The following is a 22,600-nucleotide window of genomic DNA, read 5'->3' on the forward strand; positions in this document are numbered from 1 at the left end:
TTGGTTTGGCGGAAGGTGCTTCGCCCGGTTTCTCCCCACCGCACGCGGCATCCCGGACATTTTCCACGACGAAGGAAAATGTCCGTTCTGATGCGCACTACGTGGGGAAAACCGGGCTCCGCCTCAGTCCAGTGCGGCAAGGCGGCGCGCTCCCCTGTTTTGCCCGGCCCGCCGCACGATGCAGGCCGAACAAGCCGCGGCACTGCGTGGGGAGGCCCGGGCTTCGCCTCGGTTGGGTGCGGGAGGACAGGGCCCTCCCCGGCTGCGCACCGCGGTGGCTCCCCTCCCCCGCCCCAAAACAAAAACCGCCCCGGGGCATTGCCCGAAGCGGTGCTGTGGTTCATTCGGTTTTCATCCCGTCCTGTGCCCCAAGATAGGCACGCAGGGAGACGCGGATGGCGTTCAGCTGCAGGTTCAGATACTCCTCGTCCTCAAAGAGGGCGTAGTGGACGCAGGCACGCACGAGGGTATAGGTCATGCCCTGGATGTAATCCACCGGCATGCCCAGCTTGCCGGAGAGCATCTCGGCGTATTTGCGGTAGCGCTGGTTCACGCCCTTGAAGAACTCGATGCCGTGCTCCCGGAATTTGGGGCTGGCGTAGACCTGATACATGAAGCGGTATTTCGCGCCGTGCATCCGGGCGGTGAGGTAGGGCATCTCCCGCAGAAAGCGCTCGATGTCCGGCACGCTTTTGGGGGCGTGAGCCATGAAGTCGTCCTCCACCTTGGCCATGCAGTGGGCGGTGGCTTCGATGACGATGGCGTCCTTGGTGCCGAAATAGTAGACCAGCGCCGCGTTGGACACGCCGCATGCCTCGGACAGCATCTTCAGGCTGGTGTTTTCCAGCCCGTGCTGGCAGAACACGTCGAAACAGATCTCCAGAAATTCGCGGGCGCGCTGGGGGTTTCGGTTCTGATTGATGTTGCTCGCCTCCCTTGCCCTGTGCGGGTGGGTCTCGTTCCAGCTTTTTTCCATGATACCACACCGATGGTAAAGTCCGCAAGGGCGGCGGGCGCGGCAAACGATGAAATTTGTGAAAACAAAAACCGCCCGGCCTTTGAAGGCCGGACGGCTGTTTCTTGCTTTTTTTACAGCTCGATCTTGCCGTAGAGAGCGAAGCCCTCGGCGTCGTCGATGAGCTGGGTGCGCTTGGGAGCCATGGGCTCCGCGCCCTCGGCGCGGGGCGCGTCGGCAAACTCGCGGGCAGGCACGCTGGAGCGGCGCTCGCCGCCCTTGCGGGGCCGGTCGCCCCGGCCTTTGCCGCCGCGGCCGCCTCTGCCGCCACGGCCGCCTCTGCCGCCGCGCTCGCCACGGCGCTCCCGCTCAAAGGCGGTTGCGGCCTGGGGGTCGGTGGGGTAGATGACCACGCGGCGGTCGGCGCCCTCGCCCTTGGACTCGCTGCGCACGCCCTCCATGCCGCTGATGGTGGAGTGGATGATGCGCCGCTCGTAGGGGTTCATGGGGTCCATCGCCCAGCTGCGGCCGGTGCGGGCGACCTTCGCGCCCATCCGGCGGGCAAGGGCCTCCAGGTCCTTCTCCCGCTTGCCGCGGTAGCCGGCCACGTCCAGGCCCAGCTTGATGTACTCGCCGGGCAGCCGGTTGGCCACCAGGCTGGCCAGGTAGGACAGGCTCTCCATCGTCTCGCCGCGATGGCCGATGAGCATGCCCACGTCGTCGCCCTCCACCCGGATGATGCAGGCCTCGCCCTGCTTCGAGGTGGTCACGGTCACTTCGCCGGCGCCCATGGCGGCGAACACCGTTTTCAGGTACGCCACCGCCGCGTCCAGCTTCGCCTGCTGGGCCTCGGTGATGGGCGCGTCCTGCGCCGCCTTTTCAGCGGGGGCCTCCTCCTTCACGGGGGCGGGCTCCGCCTTGGGGGCCTCGGGCTTTTTCTCGGGGGCCTTGGGGGCTTCCTTCTTCGCCTCGGCCTTCACAGGCTGGGGCGCGGGCTTCTCCTCCACGGCGGGGGCCTCGGCCTCGTCGGCGGTGGCCTTCACCTTGGCGGGGGTGGATTTGAACAGCTTGCGGGTGGGCATCTCCAGAATTTCGATGCTCACTTCCTCCCGGGGCAGGCCCAGCTCAAGGCAGGCCTTCTCGGTGGCTTCCTCCACCGTTTTTCCGGTAACGATCACTTCTCGCATGATTCTTCCTCCCCGGTCTTTGCATTCAGGGGCGTGGTGCGCTCGTCCTTATACAGCTCGGCGTCGATGGCGCGGGCCCGCTCGATGCGCAGGCGGTTCATCTCGGCTTCGGTGACTTCCTTCAGCTTCTCCTCGCCGGTCTTCTCGTCCACGACCTTGACCTGCTTCTTGGCCTTTTTGGCCTTTTTCTTCTCTTCGATCTCGGCAGCCACCTGCGCCTTCATCTTCTCGGGGTCGTACATCTTGCGGGTGATCATGCTGGTGACGAGCATCAGCACGTTGGACACGGTGTAGTACAGAGAGAAGGCCACAGGCACGGTGAAGGCGATCCAGACGAACATCAGGCTCATCATCCAGGGCATCCACTTCATGCTGCCCTGCATCTCCTGGCCGCTGGACTTCATGATGATGATGTTGCTCAGGGCCATGGTGACCACGCTGAGGATGGGGAACAGCAGCAGGATGTTGAAAGCCAGTTCCGGCTTGACGGTCAGGTCCATGCCCAGGAACATGACGTTGAAGTCCTTGATGCTGGCCAGCTGCTCAGAGGTGAGCAGGGCGGAAGCCTCGGCGGGCAGGGTGTTGTTGTGCACCATCTGGATGATGGCGGTGTTGGTGGTGTAGTTGTAGGCCTGACCCAGGATGTCGGCGATCTGCACCAGCACGTCCTTGCTGATGTGCAGGATGTGCTGCAGGGGGTAATAGACCGCCTCTATAACGCCGAACATCACAAAGAAGTTCACGAACATGGGCAGGCAGCCGGCGGTGGGGTTGTAGCCGTACTCCTGCTGCAGGCGCATGAGCTCTTCGTTCTGCTTCTCCCGGTCTTTGGCGTACTTCTTCTGGATCTCGTCGATCATCGGCTTGTAGGCCGCCATGCGGGCGGTGTTCTTCTGCTGGCCGATCTGCAGCGGGAAGCTGCACAGGCGCACCGCGATGGTGAAGACGATCAGCGCCCAGCCGTAGCTGCCGAAGAGGTCATACATCCACTGCAGCACGTAGCCGAGGGGGGTGCCAAGAAAACCTAAAAATCCCATAGTCTTTCCATTCCGCCCCGTTTGCGCGCCGGGGCTGTTTATTTTTTGGTTCGAAGGACTTGGGGCGGGCGCAAACCGTCCAAGTCACAAGAAGCAGGTTAAAGGTCTCAGCGGAAGAGGTTCCGCTTTTCATTCACCCAGCGGCCCTTTTCGGGCACCGGGTCGTAGCCGCCGCGGCAAAAGGGGTTGCAGCGCAATATGCGCCAGACGCTCAAAACGAGGCCCTTCACCGCCCCGTGGACGGCCAGGGCCTCCATGGCGTACTCGCTGCAGGTGGGTCGGAAGCGGCAGTTGTTGCCAAGGTGAGGCGAGAGATACTTTTTATACCAGCGGATGGGCGCGATGAGCAGCCGGGCGATCATTGCACAAGGCCCGCCTTTTTCAAAAGCTGAGCCGCCGCCGCGGCCACCTCGCCGCTTTTGCAGCGCACCGTCTGGCCCCGGGCCACGAACACAAGGTCATAGCCGCCCACGTCGTAGGGCAGCGTCTGGTAAAGGGCGGCCCGCATCACCCGGCGCGCCCGGTTGCGCTGCACCGCGCCGCCGATTTTTTTGGTGGCGGTGAGGCCCACCCGGGTGCGGCCCAGGCGGTTCTTGTTCACATAGAGCACCAGCTTGGGGTGCACGAAGGCCTTGCCCCGGGCATAGGCCCGGCAGAACTCCTTGTTTTTGGTGATGGGGCGGTATCTCATGGTCTCCTCGATATGGAAAAAGAAGGCCACCTGTAACAAGTGACCTTCGCGTGTTGCCTTTCAGGAAGGCGCTATTCAGGCGCTCAGCTTGGCCCGGCCCTTGGCACGGCGGGCAGCGATGACCTTGCGGCCGTTCTTGGAAGCCATTCTCTTCAAAAAGCCGTGCACGCCGCTGCGCTGACGCTTCTTGGGCTGAAAAGTTCTTTTCATCTCGTTTTTCCTCCTATGAGCTCCCCGCGCTTTGGGGGGCGGTTTATTTCAGTTATGTCCGCTCCCCGAATTTTGGGGATGACCCTGCAACATAAAAGTATAGCGGAAAAGCCTTTGGTTTGTCAACACTTTCTGAAAAGGTTTTTTGCCTTACAAAGGCCGGTTTTCCGCATGGCCGCGCCGCCGCCGGGCCATACTCCCCTATTATAGAAATAATATATATAATAGTATTTTAGAATTGTAAATTATAACCTTCTATGATATAATTAGTCGGATACCAAATCTGCAAATATTGGAGCGAAAAAAACCTATGGATTCTTTCAACGACGTTTTAGCCGCGGCAAAAGAATACTGCAAAGAGCGCCTGGTGGACGCCACCTACAACCTGTACATCGACGGGCTGGAGGCGGTGCGCTTTGAGGCCGGCGGCAAGGTGACGCTGGCGGTGCGCAACGACTTCATCTGCACCATCGTGCGGGACCGCTACACTCCCCTTCTGAAGGAGGCCCTGGCTTCGGTGCTGGGCTTCGACGTGGAGGTGGAGCTGGTGGTGCCCGCGGCGGAAAAGCAGGAAGCCACCGCCCCCGCCGAGCCGGAGCCGGAACCCGACGGCCGCTATGACTTCACCTTCGAGAACTTCATCAAAGGCCCCTCCAACCAGTTCGCCTACGCGGCGGCCCAGGCGGTGGCCTCCAATCCCTCGGGGGCCTATAACCCGCTGTTCATCTACGGGCAGTCGGGCCTGGGCAAGACCCACCTGCTCACCGCCATCGCCACCGAGATCAAGAAGAACCACCCGGAGTTCAACATTGTCTACGTGGACTGCGAGACCTTCACCAACGAGCTCATCACCTCCATCCAGGCGGGCCGCACCGACGAGTTCCGGCAGACCTACCGCCCGGCGGACGTGCTGCTGGTGGACGACATCCAGTTCATCGCCGGCAAGGAGAGCACCCAGGAAGAGTTCTTCCACACCTTCAACACCCTGCACGGCGCGGGCAAGCAGATCGTTCTGGCCAGCGACCGCCCCGCAAAGGAGATAAAGAGCCTGGAAGAGCGTCTGCGCACCCGCTTCGAGTGGGGCCTCACCGCCGACATCCAGCCGCCGGACTTTGAGACGCGGGTGGCCATCATCCGCCGCAAGGCCGAGCTTTTGAACCTGCACATGCCCGACGAGGTGTCCGAGTTCATCGCCAACCACCTGAAGAGCAACATCCGCCAGCTGGAAGGCGCAGTGAAGAAGCTGAACGCCTACTACCTGCTGGAGGGCATCCAGCCCGCCATCGGCGTGGCCCAGAACGCCATCAAGGACATCCTGAACGAGACCCAGCCGGTGCCGGTGACCATTGAAAAGATCATCAGCGAGGTGGCCCGCACCTACAACGTCTCCCCCGCCGAGATTCGCGGCATGCGCCGCACAGCCAACATCTCCTCTGCCCGCCAGACCGCCATCTACGTTGTGCGGGAAATCACCGGCATGAGCATGGAGGACATCGGCCGGGAGTTCAGCGGCCGCGACCATTCCACCATCGTCTACTCCCTCAAAGCCATGGAGCAGAACCTGGAAAACGACCGCCGCCTGAAAGAAACGGTGGAGGACATCATCAAAAACGTGCGCAGCTGACCCCCCGCGGCGGCCAATTTTGAACGGAATGTGAAATTCAACTTTTTCAACATAGTATTCAACATTCAACAATGGTTTTCAACTCCCCGGTGTGGAGAACTTCGGTCCCATGGTCCATTCAACAACTTTCCAACATACGGGAAAAACTTGTTCACATCTCCTCATCCCGCGCCGCCAGAGGGCTTGTCCCACTTTTTCACAAGATTCACACCCCCTATTACTACGGCTGCATAGTGGTTTGTTATAATACGCCTTTTTCGCGTTTTGAAAGAAAGGAGCGCAGCAAATGAACATCGTCTGCGACAAATCCCTTTTGTCCGCCGCCATCGACGGCGTCAGCCGGGCGGTGACCCTTCGCTCGTCCATCCCGGCGCTGGAGGGCATCCTATTAAAAGCGGACGGCTTCCAGCTCACCCTCACCGGCTACGACCTGGAAATGGCCATCACCACCACCATCGAGGCCAACGTGCGGGAGCCGGGCGAGATCGTCCTCTCGGCAAAGCTGCTGGGCGACATGGTGCGCCGGCTGCCCGTGGGCGAGGTGACCATCACCACCGGCGACGGCGGCAACGCCACCATCAAGGGCGGTGTGGCCGAGTTCGACATCCTGGCCATGAGCGCCGCCGATTACCCCGACCTGCCGAACCCCGGCGCGGACCGCACCCTCTGCCTCAAGGCGGGCACCCTGCGGGACATGATCGAAAAGACCCTTTACGCCGTCAGCCAGGACGACAAAAAGCCCGCCCACACCGGCGAGCTGTTCGCCATCGAGGAGGATAAGCTCACGGTGGTGGCGCTGGACGGCTACCGCCTTGCCATCGTGGAGCGGCCCATCACCGCCCAAAAGCACATCCGCATCATCATCCCCGCCAAGACCCTCACCGAGGTCAACAAGCTGCTGGGCGAGGACGACCAGGACGTGTACATCTCCGCCAACCGCCGCTTCGTGGTGTTCGAGGCGGGCAGCTACGTCATCCTCTCCCGCCTCATCGAGGGCGAGTTCCTCAACTACTCCAACGTCATCCCCTCGGGCTATAAGACCCGGGTCATTCTGGAGACGCGGGACTTCATCGACACCATCGAGCGGGCCAGCCTTATCATCACCGAGCGGCTGAAGAATCCCCTGCGCATCCTCTTTGACAAAAAGGTCACCGTGCGCTGCCAGACGAACCTGGGCAAGGTGGTGGACGAGTTCGACGCGGACATCGAGGGCGAGGCCGTGGAAATTGGTTTTAATAACCGCTACCTGCTGGACGCGCTGCGCAACGCCCGCTGCGACAAGGTCGCCATGGAGATGACCGGCGCTTTGAGCCCCGTCAAGATCCTTCCGGCGGACGACAGCAACGATTTCATCTATCTGGTGCTGCCGGTGCGCTTCAAAAACGATTAAAAGAGAGCGAACATGGAAAAAATTCTCATTCACACCGAATTCATCAAGCTGGACAGCCTTCTCAAACTGGCGGGCCTTGTGGAGACGGGCGGCGAGGCAAAGCTGCTCATCCAGAACGGCCAGGTCGAAGTGAACGGCGAAGTGTGCACCATGCGGGGCAGGAAGCTGCGCGCCGGCGACACCGTCACCCTGGACGGCCGCACCGTGGCCATCGGCCAGGGCCGCTGACGCCATGCGGCTGGAAAAGCTTATCCTGGCCAACTTCCGCAACATCCAGAGCGCCAACCTTCGCCCCGGCGAGGAGCTGACGGTCATCACCGGGGCCAACGGCCAGGGCAAGACGAACCTTCTGGAAGCGGTGTGGCTGCTCACCGGAGCCAAAAGTTTCCGGGGCGCAAAGGACCCCCAGCTCATCCGGGAGGGCCAGCAGTTTGCCGTGATGGAAGGAGCCATCTTCCGCCAGGACCGGGGCGAGGACTACATCCGCATCACCGTGGGCACCAAGGAGAGCCCCCGCCCGGGGCGCACCGCCAAGCTGAACGGGGCGGACGCGGGCCGGGCTTCCAATCTGGCGGGCCTGTTCACCGCGGTGGTGTTCGAGCCGGGCGACCTGGAACTGGTCAAGGGCAGCCCCGAGCGGCGGCGGCGCTTCATCGACGCGGCGCTGTGCCAGCTGTATCCCGGCTACCTTGCCACCCTGCGGCGCTATTCCCGCCTCATCGCCCAGAAGAACAGCCTTTTAAAGTTCTGGGAGCGCACCCCCGGCGCGGCGGAGATGTGCGACGCCTTCGACGCGGACCTTGCGGTGCAGGGCGAGGAGATACGCCGGCGGCGGGCGGCCTTTCTGGACGGCCTTGCCCCGCTGGCAAAAAAGAATTACGAAGAGATCAGCAGCGGCAGCGAGGCGCTGAGCCTTTGCTACCGCTGCGGGTTTGAAACGGGCGGCCTGGCCGGGACTCTCGCGGCCAGCCGGATGGCGGACCGCAGGGCGGGCTACTGCACCGCCGGCCCCCACCGGGACGACCTGGAGCTGGAACTGGACGGCCGCCCCGCCAAGAACTTCGCCAGCCAGGGCCAGCAGCGCAGCGCGGTGCTGAGCGTCAAGCTGGCCCAGGCGGCGCTGGCCGCCGAGGTCACCGGCGAGCACCCGGTGATGCTGCTGGACGACGTGCTCAGCGAGCTGGACCCCGCCCGGCAGGAATACCTGCTCACCCGGGTGCGGCAAAAACAGACCATCGTCACAGCCTGCGACTCCAGCCTCTTTCACAAGGCGGCGGGGGTCATGCTGAAGATGGACGGCGGTCGCCTTTCGGAGGGATAGGTATGTATCTGCATCTCGGGCAGGACTATGTGGTCCACACCAGAGACATCATCGGCATCTTTGACATCGAGTCCAGTTCCGTTGCCAAGAACACGCGGCAGTTTCTGCGCCGCGCCGAGGAGGAAGGCGCGGTGGTCACCGTTTCCGGCGAGCTGCCCAAGAGTTTCGTGGTGACGGACTTCCCGGTCCAGACGGTGTTCATCAGCCCCATCTCCGCCCGCACCTTGCAGCGGCGGTGCGAGCGCATCGAGAACATGGACCAGTACCAGCGCGGCGGCGCGCTTTGAAACGAAGAGACGGATAAGGAGAAGAAAGAATGGCAGAAGAGTTGAACAGAGAGACCATCGGCCAGGCCGAGGACTACGACGGCAGCCAGATCCAGGTGCTGGAAGGCCTGGAAGCGGTGCGCAAGCGCCCGGGCATGTACATCGGCTCCACCGGCCCCCGCGGCCTGCACCATCTGGTGTACGAGATCGTCGACAACTCCATCGACGAGGCCCTGGCCGGCTTTTGCGACCACATCGAGGTCACCATCAAAAAGGGCGACGTCATCGAAGTGAGCGACAACGGACGCGGCATCCCCGTGGACATCCAGCCGAAGCTCGGCATCCCGGCGGTGACGGTGGTGTTCACCGTGCTGCACGCCGGCGGCAAGTTCGGCGGCGACAACTCCGGCTACAAGGTGGCCGGCGGCCTGCACGGCGTGGGCGCCAGCGTGGTGAACGCCCTGTCCGAGTGGCTGGAAGTCAGCGTGCGCCGGGGCGGCCATGAATACCGCCAGTCCTTTAGGCGCGGCGTGGCCGACGGCGACCTGCAGATGGTGGGCCCCGCCGCCTCCAGCGGCACCACCGTGCGCTTCAAGCCGGACCCGGTGATGTTCACCGAGACCACCGTCTACGACTACGACACCCTGCTCACCCGCCTGCGGGAGGAGAGCTTCCTCAACGCCGGCGTGCGCATCACCCTCACCGACGAGCGTGGCGACGAGGTCAAGCGGGAGAGCATGTGCTACGAGGGCGGCATCCGCAGCTTCGTGGAGTACATCCACGAAAAGCGCCAGATGACCGTGCTGCACCCCACCCCCATCTACTTCAAGGGCCAGCAGAAGGACATCATCGCCGAGGTGGCCCTGCAGTACAACGACAGCTTCAACGAGCTGATGCTGAGTTTTGCCAACAACGTCCACACCCCGGACGGCGGCACCCATGAGGAGGGCTTCAAGACCGCCCTCACCCGCGTCATCAACGACTTCGGCCGGGAAAAGGGCTATTTGAAGGACAAGGACGACAACCTCTCCGGCGCCGACGTGCGGGAGGGCCTCACCGCCGTCATCAGCGTCAAACTCACCGACGCCCAGTTCGAGGGCCAGACCAAGGCAAAGCTGGGCAACACCGAGGTGCGCAGCCTCGTCTCCGGCCTTGTGTACGACAAGCTGAAGGAATTTTTGGAAGAGAACCCCGGCGTGGCCAAGGCCATCTATGAGAAGGCCACCCAGGCCGCCCGCGCCCGGGAGGCCGCCCGCAAGGCCCGCGATTTGGTGCGCCGCAAGAGCGCTCTCGAGACCAGCCGCATGCCCGGCAAGCTGGCCGACTGCCGCGAAAAGGACCCCTCCAAGACCGAAATTTACATCGTCGAGGGCGATTCCGCCGGCGGCAGCGCCAAGATGGGCCGCGACTCCAACATCCAGGCCATCCTGCCGCTGTGGGGCAAGATGCTCAACGTGGAGAAGGCCCGCCTGGACAAGGTCTACGGCAACGAGAAGCTGATGCCGGTGGTCACGGCTCTCGGCTGCGGCATCGGCGAGGAGTTCGACATCACGAAACTCCGCTATCACAAGGTGTTCATCATGGCCGATGCCGACGTGGACGGCAGCCACATCTGCACCCTGATGCTCACCTTCTTCTTCCGCTTCATGCGTCCCCTCATCGAGGGCGGCTATGTCTACATCGCCCAGCCTCCCCTCTTCAAGCTGGCCAAGGGCAAGGACGTGCGCTACGCCTACAACGAGGCGGAAATGAGCAAGCTCTCCGCCGAGATGGGCCAGGGCGTGAAGATAAACCGCTACAAAGGCCTGGGCGAGATGAACCCCGAGCAGCTGTGGGAGACCACCATGGACCCGGGCAACCGGGTCATCGTGCAGATTTCCATCGAGGACGCGGTGAAGGCGGACGAGGCCTTCACCATCCTGATGGGCGACAAGGTGGAGCCCCGCCGCGAGTTCATCGAGAAGAACGCCCTCTACGCCACGCTGGACGTGTGACGCGCCCTATTTCAGAAAGAGACAGGTGAACACCATTGAACGAAGATTTTGTGATGATCCCCGGCACCGGCACCAAGCTCATCGTGCGGGACGTGAAGGACGAGATTGAGAGCGCCTTTCTGGATTACTCCATGTCCGTCATCGTCTCCCGTGCCCTGCCCGACGTGCGGGACGGCCTGAAGCCGGTGCACCGGCGCATCCTCTACACCATGCACGAGCGGGGCAATGACCCCCAGCATCCCTACCGCAAGAGCGCCGACACCGTGGGCGCCGTGCTGGGCAGCTACCACCCCCACGGCGACGCCTCCGTCTATGACGCGATGGTGCGTCTTGCCCAGGATTTCTCCATGCGCTATCCCCTGGTGGACGGCCAGGGCAACTTCGGCAGCGTGGACGGCGACCCCCCGGCTGCCTACCGATACACCGAGGCCCGGATGAGCAGGATGGCCATGGAACTGCTCACCGACATCGACAAGGACACGGTGGACTTCGGCCCCAACTTCGACGAGACCAAAAAAGAGCCCACTGTGCTGCCCAGCCGCTTCCCGAACCTCTTGGTCAACGGCTCCACCGGCATCGCCGTGGGCATGGCCACCAACATCCCGCCCCATAACCTGGGCGAAGTCATCGACGGCGCGGTGGCCCTCATCCAGGACCCGGACATCGACCTGGCCGGCCTGATGGAGCACATCAAAGGGCCGGACTTCCCCACCGGCGGCGTCATCATGGGCCGCAGCGGCATCCGCGCCGCCTACGCCACCGGCAAGGGCAAGATCACCCTGCGAGGCCGGGCGGAAATTGAAGAGAAGAAGAACGGCCGCTTCCAGATCGTCGTCACCGAAATCCCCTATATGGTCAACAAGGCTCGCCTCATCGAGAGCATCGCGGACCTTGTGAAGGACAAGCGCATCGAAGGCATCAGCGACCTGAACGACGAGTCCAACCGCCACGGCATGCGCATCGTCATCGAGCTGAAGAAAGAGGCCAACCCCCAGGTGGTGCTGAACCAGCTCTACCGCTACACCCAGCTGCAGGACACCGTGGGTGTCAACCTGCTGGCGCTGGACGGCGGCGTGCCCAAGGTGATGAGCCTCAAGACCATGCTGGAGCGGTACGTCCAGTTCCAGGACCAGGTCATCCGCCGGCGCACCCAGTACGACCTGAACAAGGCCAGGGAGCGGGCCCACATTCTGGAGGGCCTCGCCCGCGCCGTGGACATCGTGGACGACGTCATCTACACCATCCGCCACTGCGGCGGCGGTCAGGCGGAGGCGAAAGCTGCCATCATGGCCAAGTTCGGCTTTGACGATCCCCAGGCGGACGCCATCTGCAAGTTCCCCCTGGGCCGTTTGGCCGGTCTGGAAATTCTCAAGATCGAGAACGAACTGGACGAACTGCACAAGAAGATCGCCGACTGGACGGCCATCCTGGCGGACGACGCCAAGGTGCTGGCCATCGTCACCGAGGAGCTGCTGGCCCTGAAGGAGAAGTACGGCGACGAGCGCCGCACCGAAATCGCCCACGTCAGCGGCGAGGTGGACATCGAGGACCTCATCCCGGTGGAGGAGTGCGTCTTCACCCTCACCCACGCGGGCTATATCAAGCGCCAGTCCAAGGACACCTATCAGGTGCAGAAGCGCGGCGGCCGGGGCATCTCGGGCCTGTCTCACAAGGACGAGGACTTCGTGGAGGAGCTGTTCATCGGCTCCACCCACGACTACGTGCTCTTCGTCACCGACCAGGGCCGTGTCTACCGCCTCAAGGGCTATCAAATCTACGAGGGCAGCCGCACCAGCAAGGGCACCAACATCGTGAACCTGCTGCCGCTGCAAAATGAGGAGAGCGTCATCCGCATGCTGTGCATGCCCGCCGACAAGGCCGAGGGCTTCCTCACCATCGTGACCAAGCGCGGCCTCATCAAGCGCACCCCCATCGAGGCCTACTCCAACATCCGCAAGAGCGGCCTGCTGGCCGTCAGCCTCTACGAGGGCGATTCGCTGGCGTGGTGCCGCATCACCAGCGGCAGCGACGAGCTGCTGCTGGCCACCAAGGACGGCATGGCCATCCGCTTTGACGAGCGGGGCGCGCGGCAGATGGGCCGCATGGGCCACGGCGTGCGCGCCGTGCGCCTTGCCCAAGGCGACGAGGTCGTAGGCGTGGGCATCCTGCGCCCGGGCGCCACGGTGTTCACCGTGACCGAAAACGGCAAGGGCCGCCGCAGCCGCGTGGACGATTACCGCATCCAGAGCCGCGGCGGCAAGGGCATCCGCAACTACGCCAAGGGGGGCGTTGCCGGCATCAAAATTCTGGACGAGGAGGACGACGTCATCCTCATCAGCCAGGAGGGCATCATCATCCGCATGCACGCCGAGGACATCAACGTCCAGAGCCGCTACGGCAGCGGCGTGCGGGTCATGCGCCTGGCCCAGGGCGACCGTGTGGTCACGGTGGCCCGCACCGAGCGCAGCGACGAGGAGCCGGTGGAGAAGCCGGAGGACGAGCCGGAGGAGACCCTCACCGACGAGGAGCTGGCCGCCCTGGCCGCCGAGGACGCGGCGGCGGACGAAGAGCCCGCCGACGACGAGGGCGACGAGGAATAATAAAAAAAACAGGGAGCCGCTTCCTCGCCTCCTAATAAGAAAACATAAGAAAGTCAGTAAAATCAATGTTTTCAAAGGCAGGGAACACGGTACGAAGTCAAAAAATCTCATACTGACAGGCACGAAGGGCGCTGATTTTCACATCAGCGCCCTTTTCCTGTCCCCACGCCATAGGCAGCCGCCCTATGGCGTTTTTTCATATCCGTACCTATACCCACCCGAAAAATGTATCAATTAGGGTGCGAAAACCTCTGTTTTTTCCTCTCAGAGCGCCGCTTGAAAGGCGGCGTGGGTGTTTTCCCATGGAAAGCGTCCGAGAGGCAGGACAGGGGCTTTTTTGCGCCAAAATCAACACTTTTCAAAACCAGAGAAAGGAGGCGCCGGATATGGCAGTTTTCCGCATCGAAAAGACCAGAGATTACACGGTCATGTCCAACTACCACCTGCGGGACAGGTCGCTGTCCCTGAAAGCGAAGGGGCTGCTGTCCCTCATGCTGTCGCTGCCGGAGGACTGGGACTACACCATGAAGGGGCTTGCCCGCATCTGCAAGGACGGCATCGACAGCATCAGCGGCGGGATCCGGGAGCTGGAGACGCACGGCTATCTCGTCCGGGCGCGCGTCCGCAACGAGAACGGGCAGCTCGGCTCCATCGAGTACACCATTTTGGAGCAGCCGAAGGAACCGGCACAGACGCCCGCGCCTATCCGGGAAAAACCTATACGGGAAAATCCAATACAGGTAAATCCAATGTTGGATGCTCCAATTCAGGAGAACCCCGCCCAATTAAATACTAAAGAACAAAATAAAGAATTATCAATTACGCAAGGATCAAGTCCTATCCCATCAAGTCCCCCTACCCCCAGAGAAAAAAGCAGGATCGGACAGGACAGGATGCGAGAGCTCGAGAGCTACCGGGAGATCATTTTGGAGAATATCGACTACGATATCCTCACCCAGGATGAAAAGCTGGACAGGGACCGTCTGGACGAGCTGGTGGAGCTCATGGTGGATACCGTCTGCTCCAACCGGGAGATGATCCGTATCGCCGGGGACGATTACCCGGCGGAGGTCGTCCGGTCACGGTTCCTGAAGCTGAACGCCTCACACATTGAGTATGTCCTTGACCGGATGCGGGAGAACACCACCTATGTCCGCAATATCAAGAAATATCTGCTGGCGGCGCTGTATAACGCTCCGGTCACGATGGACAGCTATTACACATCCCTTGTCAGCCATGACCTGTACGGCAGCGGAGATCGGAGGTGAACGCCTTGCAGGAAGAAATCACGCAGAAAACCCTTGCGCTTTGTGTGGAGACCGGTAAAATGACCGCCCAGCTTTTGCAGCAGGCCATGAAGAAGGTGCTGGCGGATATGGAAAAGCACAAGAATGATCCCCAGCTCCATCACGGCAAGCAGACCATCCGGCAGCTTATGAGGCATGGGGCCGGCGTGTCCAATATCGAGATCACGGACCAGAATATCAAGGCGTTCTCCGCCACGGCGAAGAAGTACGGCATCGACTTTGCCCTGAAAAAAGATACCACCGGGGAGATCCCCCGCTACCTGGTGTTCTTCAAGGGCAGGGACGCCGACGCGGTGACGGCGGCCTTCCGCGAGTTCTCCGCAAAGAATCTGGCGAAGGAGAAAAAGCCCTCCATCCGCAGGCGGCTGACCAAGGCCAAGGAGCAGGCGAAGCGGCAGGAGCTGGAGCGGGGCGAGAAGATCAAAAACAGGGACCGGGGGCTGGAACGATGACGGGAAAGCTGAAAAAGGCCCTGCTGCCGAACCTTCCGTATCTGCTGTTCGTTTGGCTCTTTGACAAGCTCTGCCAGGCGGTCCGGCTGGCGCCGGGGCTCAACGCTTCGGAAAAGCTGCTTCGTATCGCCCAGGGCTTCACCGAGGCCTTTGCCTCCCTCTGGCTCAGCCTGCATCCTCTGGACCTGCTGCTGGGCGTTGCCGGGGCGGCGCTCGTCCGGCTGGCGGTGTACCTTAAAGCAAAAAACGCGAAGAAATATCGCCGTGGCGTTGAGTACGGCAGCGCGAGATGGGGCCGGCCGGAGGATATCGCGCCCTACATAGACCCCGTTCCCGATTGGAACATCCCTCTGACCCGGACGGAAAGCCTCACCATGACCAGCCGCCCGAAGGATCCGAAAACGGCGAGAAATAAAAATATCCTGGTCATCGGCGGCTCCGGCAGCGGCAAGACAAGGTTCTTTGTCAAGCCGTCCCTGCTCCAAATGCACAGCTCCTATGTCGTCACCGATCCCAAAGGGCAGATCCTTCGGGAGACGGGAAAACTCCTGGCGCACGGCGGGCCGAAGCGGGACGAGAACGGAAAGCCGGTGCGGGATAAGCGCGGCAAGGTCGTCTATGAGCCATACCGCATCAAGGTCCTGAACACCATCAACTTTTCCAAAAGCATGAAATACAATCCGCTGGCCTATGTGCGCTCCGAGAAGGATATCCTCAAGCTGGTCAATGTCATCATCGCCAACACGAAGGGCGACGGTGAAAAATCCTCCGAAGATTTTTGGATCAAGGCCGAGCGCCTTTTATACTGCGCCCTGATCGGCTACATCTGGTATGAGGCGGAGCCGGAGGAACGGAACTTCATCACGCTTCTGGACCTGCTGAACGCCTGCGAAGCCAGAGAGGACGACGAGACTTATAAAAGCCCCGTGGATATTCTCTTTGACGAGCTGGCGCAGGCGCAGCCGGAGCACTTCGCCGTCAAGCAATATGTCAAGTTCAAAATGGCGGCCGGCAAGACACTCAAAAGTATTTTGGTGAGCTGCGGCGCCCGCCTGTCTCCCTTCGATATCAAGGAGCTGCGGGACATTATGACGGAGGACGAATTGGAGCTTGACACGATGGGCGACCGGAAAACGGCGCTGTTCCTCATTATGAGCGATACCGATACCACCTTCAATTTCGTCATCGCCATGCTGCAAAGCCAGCTTTTCAATCTGCTCTGCGACAAGGCGGACGATCTCTATAACGGGCGGCTGCCTGTCCATGTGCGGTGCCTTCTGGACGAATTTGCCAACATCGGCCAGATACCAAACTTTGACAAGCTGATCGCCACCATCCGAAGCCGTGAGATATCGGCTTCTATTATTTTGCAGTCGCAAAGCCAGTTAAAGACCATCTACAAGGACGCGGCAGATACCATTGTCGGCAACTGCGACGTCACCTTGTTTTTGGGAGGCAAGGAGAAGTCAACGCTGAAAGAGATCTCGGAGCTGCTGGGCAAGGAGACCATCGACAGCCTGAGCCAGTCCGAAAATCGCGGTGCGCAGACCTCTCACGGCCTCAGTTATCAGAAATTGGGAAAGGAGTTGATGACCCAGGACGAGATCGCGGTCATGGACGGCGGCAAGTGTATCTTGCAGCTTCGGGGCGTGCGCCCGTTTTTCAGCGACAAGTACGACCTGACGAAGCACCCCCGCTACAAATACCTGTCCGACGCCGACAAGAAGAACGTCTTTGACGTAGAACGGTACATGAAGCGCAGACCGGCCATCGTGAAGCCGGACGAGCCTTTCGATATGTACGAATTGAGCGCAAAAGACCTGATAGACGAACCCGACAACAATTCTACAAAACGAAAGGAAATATGATTTATGGAGTTCTTCAACAGTGCCATCGACGTATTACAGACCCTGGTTATCGCCCTGGGCGGCGGCCTTTGCGTGTGGGGCGGCATCAACCTTCTGGAAGGCTACGGCCAGGATAACCCCGCGGCCAAATCGCAGGGCGTCAAGCAGCTTGTCGCGGGCGGCGGCGTCGCCCTGATCGGCGTGACCCTGATCCCCCTGCTGTCCGGCCTGCTTGGCTGAGCGGCGGCAGGACCATCCCACCCGGAGGCTCCCGTTTCACGGCGGGAGCCCCCGAAAGGAGGTGTGACCACCCGTGATAATTGAAATGATCCAGGAGTGGTTCAAGGAGCTGCTGATCGACGGCATCATCTCCAACCTCTCCGGGACCTTTGACACCGTGAATACGAAGGTGGGCGAAATCGCCGGCGAGGTGGGCATGACGCCGGCCGGCTGGAACGGCGGCATCTTCAACATGATCCGCGGCCTGTCCGAAACGGTCATCGTTCCCATCGCCGGTATCATCCTCACCTTCGTCATGTGCTATGAGCTGATCCAGCTCATCGTGGAAAAGAATAATCTCCACGATTTTGACACCTGGCTTTTCTGGAAGTGGATCTTCAAGACCTTCTGCGCGGTGCTCATCGTCACCAACACCTGGAACATCGTCATGGCGGTATTCGATATGGCGCAGAGCGTGGTCAATCAGAGCGCCGGCGTCATCATCTCCGACGCGGGGATCGACATTTCCGGCGTGGTCGGCAATTTGGAAACGACCCTGGCGGATTGGAGCATCGGTTCTTTGCTGGGCCTGTGGTTTCAGAGCATTTTTGTGGGCCTCTGCTCCCATATCCTCACCATCGCCATCTTCCTTGTGATCTACGGAAGAATGATCGAGGTGTATCTGACCGTATCCGTGGGGCCGATCCCCTTTGCCACGATGGCCAACCGTGAGTGGGGCCAGACGGGGCAGAACTATTTGAAGTCCCTGCTGGCCCTGGGCTTTCAGGCGTTTCTTATCATGGTCTGCGTGGGCATCTACGCGGTGCTGGTGCAGAATATCGCCGTGGGGGATGATATCACCGTGGCGATCTGGGAGTGCCTGGGCTATACGGTGCTGTTGTGCTACACGCTGTTCCGCACCGGCAGCCTCGCAAAGAGCCTGTTCGGGGCGCATTGACGGGAGGCGGCCATGAAAAAATACAAGGTCATCTACGCGGATCCGCCCTGGGCCTATAAGGTCTGGAGCAAGAAGGGCGCGGGGCGCAGCGCCGAGAGCCATTACCCCACCATGGACATAGCGTCCATCAAGGCCCTGCCGGTGGGGGAGCTGGCGGACAAGGACTGCGCCCTGTTCCTCTGGATCACCTTCCCCATGCTGCGGGAGGCCTGGGGCGTCATGGACGCCTGGGGCTTCACCTTCAAGACCGTGGCCTTCGTCTGGATCAAGCAGTGCCGGAAGTCGGAGGGCCTGTTCACCGGCATGGGATACTGGACGCGGGCCAACGCGGAGATCTGCCTGCTGGCGACCCGCGGACGCCCGAAGCGGGCGGCGCGGGATGTGAAGCAGGTCATCCTCTCCCATGTGGAGCGGCACAGCCAGAAGCCGGAGGAGGCGCGGCGGCGGATCGAAGCCCTCATGGGGGACGTGCCCCGCATTGAGCTGTTCGCAAGAGCCTCACCGCCCGGCTGGGATGTGTGGGGAAATGAAGTTGCAAGCGATATCCGGCTTGCGGAAAGGATGTGAACCATTGGCATACGTAACGGTCCCGAAGGACCTGACAAAAATCAAGAGCAAGATGCTGTTCGGCCTGACGAAGCGGCAGCTTGTGTGTTTCGGATCGGCGGCGCTTATTGGAGTGCCGCTTTTCTTTTTGAGCAAGGGCAGCATGGGCACGACGCCGGCGGCACTGTGCATGATCCTTGTGATGCTGCCCTTTTTCCTGTTTGCCCTGTATGAGAAGAACGGGCAGACCCCGGAGGCGCTGCTGGGCAATCTGATCCAGTGCAAATTCACCCGTCCGAAAAAGCGTGTCTATCAGACAAACAACGCCTATTCCGCTTTGGAAAAGCAGGCGGAGCTGGAGCGGACGGTGGGGCGGATCGCCTCCGGCGCGGGGAAAAGAGGCAAGGGCCGGCGCAGGCTCACCCGGCAGGAGCGAAAGCAGATCGAGGCCGTCATCCGGCAGGCCAAGGGGGACGGCAAGAATCACACCGTACAGGCAAGCCTCCCCTTCCGCAATATGCACCCGGACGGCCTGTGCCGTCTGGACGACCGGCATTTTTCCAAAACCATCGCCTACGCCGACGTCAGCTACCGCCTGGCGGGGCCGGACGATCAGCGGGATATCTTTGAACGCCTCTGCGACTTCTATAACGGCTATGACCCCTCCATCGGCGTGCAAATGACCCTGAGCAGCAGCCACAAGGCCGGCGGCGGGGACCTGTTCCGCATGGCGGCCCAGGGGGACGATCTGGATGAGATCCGCGCCGAGGCCTCCGGCATCCTGCAAACGCAGTATGAGCGCGGCAGCAACGGCTATGTGAAAAGCAAGTATGTCACGCTGACCATCGAGGCGGAGAACATCCAAGCGGCGCGGGCAAGGTTTTCCCGCATCGAGGCGGACACCCTGAACCGCTTCAAGGTCATGGGCGCGGCGGCAAAGGTGCTGGACGGCAAGGAGCGGCTGGCGCTGCTGCACGGCCTCCTCCATCCCAGAGGGGAACCCTTCGCCTTTGAATGGGACTGGCTCCCGGCAAGCGGCCTTTCCGTCAAGGACTTTATCGCGCCGTCCTCCTTCGAGTTTGGGGAGACGCGGCGCTTCCGCATGGGCGAAATGTACGGCGCGGTATCCTTCTTGCAGATATTGGCCCCGGAGATCCAGGACCGTATCCTCACGGACTTCATGGATGTGGAGGGAAACCTTCTTATCACCATGCACGTGCGCGGCATCAACCAGAACGAGGCCATCAAGATGGTCAAGCGCAAGATCACCGATCTGGACGCCATGAAGATCCAGGAGCAGAAGAAGGCCGCACGCAGCGGCTACGATCTGGATATCCTCCCCTCTGACCTCTCCACCTACGGCGGCGCGGCGAAAAATCTCTTGCAGGATTTACAGAGCCGCAACGAGCGAATGTTCAATATGACCTTCCTCATGCTGCATCTGGCGCCCACGAAGCAAAAGCTGGAGATCGCCGTTTCGCAGTCGGCCAGCGTCGCCCAGACGCACAACTGCATCCTGACCCGGCTGGACTTCCAGCAGGAGGACGGGCTGATGTCCTCGCTGCCGCTGGGCCTCAACCGCATTAAGATTGAACGGAGCCTCACCACTTCGGCGCTGGCGGTATTCGTGCCCTTCGTCACGCAGGAGCTTTTCATGGGCGGCGACGCCATGTATTACGGGCTCAACGCCCTGTCCGGCAACATGATCCTGCTGGACCGCAAGCAGTCCCGATGCCCCAACGGTCTTGTGTTCGGCACGCCGGGCAGCGGAAAATCCATGAGCTGCAAGCGGGAGATCACCTATGTCATGCTGACCACGAAGGATAATGTCATCATCTGCGACCCGGAGGATGAATATTCCCCGCTGGTGAACCGGCTGGGCGGCCAGGTGATCCGGCTCTCTCCGAGCAGCCGCGACTATGTGAATCCCCTGGATATCAACCTCAATTACAGCGAGGAAGAAAACCCTCTGGCGCTGAAAAGCGATTTCGTGCTGTCCTTCTGTGAGCTTATCATGGGCAGCAAGACAGGGCTGGAGGCCATCGAGAAAACCGTCATCGACCGTGCCGTGCAGAAGATCTATCAGACGTACTTCGCAGACCCCCGGCCGGAGAATATGCCGATCCTCTCCGACCTCATGGCAGCCCTCACCGCCCAGCATATCCCGGAGGCGGACCGTGTGGCCCAGGCGCTTGACCTGTATGTGAACGGCTCTCTCAACTTCTTCAACCACCGTACCACCGTGGATATCCGCAACCGCCTTGTCTGCTTCGACATCAAGGGGCTTGGCAAGAACCTGAAAAAGCCGGGGATGCTCATTGTCCAGGACGCGGTGTGGAACACCGTCACAGTGAACCGCTCCATTGGAAGGGCCACCTGGTATTTCGTGGACGAGTTCCATTTGCTCTTGAAGGAGGAACAGACGGCGGCGTACAGCGCCGAGATCTGGAAGCGCTTCCGCAAATGGGGCGGCGTCCCCACCGGGGCGACGCAGAACCCCAAGGACCTGCTGCACAGCCCGGAGATCGAAAACATTCTGGAAAACAGCGATTTCATCTATCTGCTGAACCTGTCCGCGGGAGACCGCAAGCTGATGACGGAGCGGCTGAACATCTCCGCCGAGCAGCTTGCCTATGTGACCAATGCGGACCCCGGCAGCGGCCTTCTGTTCTTCCAAAATGTGATCCTGCCCTTCCGGGACGAGTTTCCCAAGACCACCGAGCTATACAGACTTCTCACGACAAAGCCCAGCGAGGTCACCCACGATGGGAAAAGCGGATAAGGAAAGGATGGGACAAGATATGAAATATGTGATCGACAGTAAGACCTACGAAAACCATATCAATGATGAGGTACATCTGTACGGACTTCTCCATCAGCTCGCCTTCCTCGCCGAAAAGGCGAAGGACGAGAAGGATCTGGAAAATCTGGCCGAGACGGCAAAGCGCTACGGAGAGATCGCGGAGGAAAAGTTTGCCGCCTGGCGTATCCCCGGCCGCTATCTGGTGTTTGGGGACCGCTCCGACCTTGCGGAGCTGAAAGCGGCGGAGCTCACGCCCTTGACCGCCGTGCTGAAAGAGCACGACGCAAAAATCAGGGAAAAGCTGCGCACCACCACCGCCCACGATCCCGCCTACATCATCTCCGGCAGCGCCTTCCGTATGCTGGTGGGCGATCTCTTTGACCTGCTGGCGCAGTACAGCTTTCTCCGCAACCGTGTTGTAGAAGTGAAAACAGAAAAACGGCTTGCGCGGCTGCAAAAGAATCTCTCCGGCGAGAATCCGAGCATCCGAAGAATGTACCGCAGGTGGGGCTTTGCGGAGGATCAGGGTGTCACCTGCTATGACATTCTGGAGGCAACGCTGCGGCGCAGGCACCTGACGCCCTATGACCCGGAGGAAGCGGCGGAGGACGGCATCGGCTGCGGCCGCTGCTGCGCCCTCTGCGAAGATCATTCCTGCGAGGACGACTATGACTGAGCTGACCCATGTGAGCCTGTTTTCCGGCATCGGCGGGCTGGATCTGGCGGCGGAGGCGGCGGGCTTCCGCACCGTCTGCCAATGCGAGTGGGCGGACTATCCCTATTCCGTTCTGGAAAAGCACTGGCCGGAGGTGCCGAGATTCCGGGACATTACGACTTTTACAAAGGAGGCATTTTTTGAAAAAACAGGACTTGAAACCGTTACCGTCCTCTCCGGCGGCTTTCCCTGCCAGCCCTTCTCCACCGCTGGGCAGCGAAGGGGCTTTGCGGATGAACGCTACCTGTGGCCGGAAATGTGCCGCGTTATTACCGAGCTGCGGCCCCGTTGGGTGCTTGGGGAAAATGTTGCTGGCTTCATCAATCTGGGCCTCGACAAAACGATCTTTGACCTGGCAAAAGCGGGATACGCTGTTCTCCCATTCGTATTTCCGGCTTGCGGCGTCGGCGCATGGCATGAGCGCCAGCGAACTTTTATCGTCGCGGCTGATGTTTCCCACGCCCCTTGCCTCCGACAA

Annotated in this window: 22 protein-coding genes; 16 read left to right on the top strand and 6 right to left on the bottom strand. The window is 61.1% G+C overall.

The window, feature by feature from the left end; genetic code table 11:
• Positions 1-340: 340 nt before the first annotated feature.
• The 6 genes from ACMI1Q_RS06315 to rpmH all read right to left on the bottom strand — a co-directional run bounded on the left by ACMI1Q_RS06315 (position 341) and on the right by rpmH (position 4,080).
• On the bottom strand, positions 341-976 hold the full coding sequence (locus ACMI1Q_RS06315) for a TetR/AcrR family transcriptional regulator (RefSeq protein ID WP_419503164.1): 636 nt from the start codon (positions 974-976) through the stop codon (positions 341-343).
• Between the two features lie 113 nt (positions 977-1,089).
• Positions 1,090-2,142, bottom strand: coding sequence for an RNA-binding cell elongation regulator Jag/EloR (gene jag / locus ACMI1Q_RS06320; RefSeq protein ID WP_419503165.1), 1,053 nt, complete (start codon positions 2,140-2,142; stop codon positions 1,090-1,092).
• The gene (locus tag ACMI1Q_RS06325) at positions 2,130-3,179 is read right to left on the bottom strand and encodes a YidC/Oxa1 family membrane protein insertase (protein WP_419503166.1); all 1,050 of its coding nucleotides are present in this window, start codon (positions 3,177-3,179) and stop codon (positions 2,130-2,132) included. The genes jag and ACMI1Q_RS06325 overlap by 13 nt, the downstream gene beginning before the upstream one ends.
• Positions 3,180-3,286: 107 nt before the next feature.
• Positions 3,287-3,541 carry a membrane protein insertion efficiency factor YidD gene (gene yidD, locus ACMI1Q_RS06330; protein WP_177522772.1) on the bottom strand — a complete coding sequence of 85 codons (255 nt, stop codon included), beginning with the start codon at positions 3,539-3,541 and terminating at the stop codon, positions 3,287-3,289.
• Positions 3,538-3,870: a ribonuclease P protein component gene (gene rnpA, locus ACMI1Q_RS06335; protein ID WP_177522771.1), complete on the bottom strand. Its 333-nt coding sequence runs from the start codon at positions 3,868-3,870 to the stop codon at positions 3,538-3,540. The genes yidD and rnpA overlap by 4 nt, the downstream gene beginning before the upstream one ends.
• Before the next feature lie 75 nt (positions 3,871-3,945).
• Entirely contained in the window at positions 3,946-4,080 is a 135-nt protein-coding gene (rpmH, locus tag ACMI1Q_RS06340; protein WP_058963434.1) for a 50S ribosomal protein L34, read from the bottom strand.
• A 310-nt stretch (positions 4,081-4,390) separates the two neighbouring features.
• On the opposite strand from rpmH, the gene dnaA reads away from it, so the two are divergent.
• The 16 genes from dnaA to ACMI1Q_RS06420 form a co-directional block, all read left to right on the top strand.
• A complete protein-coding gene (dnaA, locus tag ACMI1Q_RS06345; RefSeq protein ID WP_419503167.1) occupies positions 4,391-5,704 on the top strand; it encodes a chromosomal replication initiator protein DnaA in 1,314 nt (437 codons plus the stop codon).
• Positions 5,705-5,990: 286 nt separating this feature from the next.
• Positions 5,991-7,094, top strand: a complete 1,104-nt coding sequence (gene dnaN / locus ACMI1Q_RS06350; RefSeq protein ID WP_330058878.1) for a DNA polymerase III subunit beta — start codon at positions 5,991-5,993, stop codon at positions 7,092-7,094.
• 12 nt (positions 7,095-7,106) lie between these two features.
• Positions 7,107-7,322: an RNA-binding S4 domain-containing protein gene (locus ACMI1Q_RS06355; RefSeq protein ID WP_330058879.1), complete on the top strand. Its 216-nt coding sequence runs from the start codon at positions 7,107-7,109 to the stop codon at positions 7,320-7,322.
• 4 nt (positions 7,323-7,326) lie between these two features.
• A complete protein-coding gene (recF, locus tag ACMI1Q_RS06360) occupies positions 7,327-8,415 on the top strand; it encodes a DNA replication/repair protein RecF (protein WP_419503168.1) in 1,089 nt (362 codons plus the stop codon).
• A 2-nt stretch (positions 8,416-8,417) separates the two neighbouring features.
• A complete protein-coding gene (gene remB, locus ACMI1Q_RS06365) occupies positions 8,418-8,702 on the top strand; it encodes an extracellular matrix regulator RemB (protein WP_177521555.1) in 285 nt (94 codons plus the stop codon).
• A 29-nt stretch (positions 8,703-8,731) separates the two neighbouring features.
• The gene (gene gyrB / locus ACMI1Q_RS06370; protein ID WP_419503169.1) at positions 8,732-10,675 is read left to right on the top strand and encodes a DNA topoisomerase (ATP-hydrolyzing) subunit B; all 1,944 of its coding nucleotides are present in this window, start codon (positions 8,732-8,734) and stop codon (positions 10,673-10,675) included.
• Between the two features lie 35 nt (positions 10,676-10,710).
• The gene (gyrA, locus tag ACMI1Q_RS06375; RefSeq protein WP_419503170.1) at positions 10,711-13,275 is read left to right on the top strand and encodes a DNA gyrase subunit A; all 2,565 of its coding nucleotides are present in this window, start codon (positions 10,711-10,713) and stop codon (positions 13,273-13,275) included.
• A 386-nt stretch (positions 13,276-13,661) separates the two neighbouring features.
• A complete protein-coding gene (locus ACMI1Q_RS06380; protein ID WP_419503171.1) occupies positions 13,662-14,543 on the top strand; it encodes a DUF6017 domain-containing protein in 882 nt (293 codons plus the stop codon).
• A gap of 5 nt (positions 14,544-14,548) precedes the next feature.
• Positions 14,549-15,034, top strand: a complete 486-nt coding sequence (locus tag ACMI1Q_RS06385; protein WP_419503172.1) for a PcfB family protein — start codon at positions 14,549-14,551, stop codon at positions 15,032-15,034.
• Positions 15,031-16,902 (top strand): VirD4-like conjugal transfer protein, CD1115 family, encoded by a 1,872-nt coding sequence (locus ACMI1Q_RS06390; protein ID WP_419503173.1) that lies wholly within the window; start codon positions 15,031-15,033, stop codon positions 16,900-16,902. The genes ACMI1Q_RS06385 and ACMI1Q_RS06390 overlap by 4 nt, the downstream gene beginning before the upstream one ends.
• Before the next feature lie 3 nt (positions 16,903-16,905).
• Positions 16,906-17,121, top strand: coding sequence for a Maff2 family mobile element protein (locus ACMI1Q_RS06395; RefSeq protein ID WP_116722137.1), 216 nt, complete (start codon positions 16,906-16,908; stop codon positions 17,119-17,121).
• 73 nt (positions 17,122-17,194) lie between these two features.
• Complete coding sequence (locus ACMI1Q_RS06400; protein ID WP_242975341.1) at positions 17,195-18,058, top strand: VirB6/TrbL-like conjugal transfer protein, CD1112 family; 864 nt, start codon at positions 17,195-17,197, stop codon at positions 18,056-18,058.
• A gap of 12 nt (positions 18,059-18,070) precedes the next feature.
• The gene (locus ACMI1Q_RS06405; RefSeq protein ID WP_308857566.1) at positions 18,071-18,625 is read left to right on the top strand and encodes an MT-A70 family methyltransferase; all 555 of its coding nucleotides are present in this window, start codon (positions 18,071-18,073) and stop codon (positions 18,623-18,625) included.
• Positions 18,585-21,386, top strand: coding sequence for a VirB4-like conjugal transfer ATPase, CD1110 family (locus ACMI1Q_RS06410; RefSeq protein WP_419503174.1), 2,802 nt, complete (start codon positions 18,585-18,587; stop codon positions 21,384-21,386). The genes ACMI1Q_RS06405 and ACMI1Q_RS06410 overlap by 41 nt, the downstream gene beginning before the upstream one ends.
• 19 nt (positions 21,387-21,405) lie before the next feature.
• Positions 21,406-22,083, top strand: coding sequence for a hypothetical protein (locus tag ACMI1Q_RS06415; protein ID WP_419503175.1), 678 nt, complete (start codon positions 21,406-21,408; stop codon positions 22,081-22,083).
• On the top strand, positions 22,076-22,600 hold a 525-nt coding region (locus tag ACMI1Q_RS06420; protein WP_419503176.1), incomplete at its 3' end, for a DNA cytosine methyltransferase. The genes ACMI1Q_RS06415 and ACMI1Q_RS06420, both read left to right, overlap by 8 nt.

This window comes from Candidatus Allofournierella excrementavium (assembly GCF_048526665.1).
GTDB lineage: Bacteria > Bacillota > Clostridia > Oscillospirales > Ruminococcaceae > Allofournierella_A > Allofournierella_A excrementavium.

Bases quoted from the DNA above. Each gene is read 5' to 3' on its own strand.
- ACMI1Q_RS06315 (WP_419503164.1), bottom strand. From the start codon at position 976: ATGGAAAAAAGCTGGAACGAGACCCACCCGCACAGGGCAAGGGAGGCG.
- jag (WP_419503165.1), bottom strand. From the start codon at position 2,142: ATGCGAGAAGTGATCGTTACCGGAAAAACGGTGGAGGAAGCCACCGAG.
- ACMI1Q_RS06325 (WP_419503166.1), bottom strand. From the start codon at position 3,179: ATGGGATTTTTAGGTTTTCTTGGCACCCCCCTCGGCTACGTGCTGCAG.
- yidD (WP_177522772.1), bottom strand. From the start codon at position 3,541: ATGATCGCCCGGCTGCTCATCGCGCCCATCCGCTGGTATAAAAAGTAT.
- rnpA (WP_177522771.1), bottom strand. From the start codon at position 3,870: ATGAGATACCGCCCCATCACCAAAAACAAGGAGTTCTGCCGGGCCTAT.
- rpmH (WP_058963434.1), bottom strand. From the start codon at position 4,080: ATGAAAAGAACTTTTCAGCCCAAGAAGCGTCAGCGCAGCGGCGTGCAC.
- dnaA (WP_419503167.1), top strand. From the start codon at position 4,391: ATGGATTCTTTCAACGACGTTTTAGCCGCGGCAAAAGAATACTGCAAA.
- dnaN (WP_330058878.1), top strand. From the start codon at position 5,991: ATGAACATCGTCTGCGACAAATCCCTTTTGTCCGCCGCCATCGACGGC.
- ACMI1Q_RS06355 (WP_330058879.1), top strand. From the start codon at position 7,107: ATGGAAAAAATTCTCATTCACACCGAATTCATCAAGCTGGACAGCCTT.
- recF (WP_419503168.1), top strand. From the start codon at position 7,327: ATGCGGCTGGAAAAGCTTATCCTGGCCAACTTCCGCAACATCCAGAGC.
- remB (WP_177521555.1), top strand. From the start codon at position 8,418: ATGTATCTGCATCTCGGGCAGGACTATGTGGTCCACACCAGAGACATC.
- gyrB (WP_419503169.1), top strand. From the start codon at position 8,732: ATGGCAGAAGAGTTGAACAGAGAGACCATCGGCCAGGCCGAGGACTAC.
- ACMI1Q_RS06380 (WP_419503171.1), top strand. From the start codon at position 13,662: ATGGCAGTTTTCCGCATCGAAAAGACCAGAGATTACACGGTCATGTCC.
- ACMI1Q_RS06390 (WP_419503173.1), top strand. From the start codon at position 15,031: ATGACGGGAAAGCTGAAAAAGGCCCTGCTGCCGAACCTTCCGTATCTG.
- ACMI1Q_RS06395 (WP_116722137.1), top strand. From the start codon at position 16,906: ATGGAGTTCTTCAACAGTGCCATCGACGTATTACAGACCCTGGTTATC.
- ACMI1Q_RS06405 (WP_308857566.1), top strand. From the start codon at position 18,071: ATGAAAAAATACAAGGTCATCTACGCGGATCCGCCCTGGGCCTATAAG.
- ACMI1Q_RS06410 (WP_419503174.1), top strand. From the start codon at position 18,585: ATGAAGTTGCAAGCGATATCCGGCTTGCGGAAAGGATGTGAACCATTG.
- ACMI1Q_RS06415 (WP_419503175.1), top strand. From the start codon at position 21,406: ATGAAATATGTGATCGACAGTAAGACCTACGAAAACCATATCAATGAT.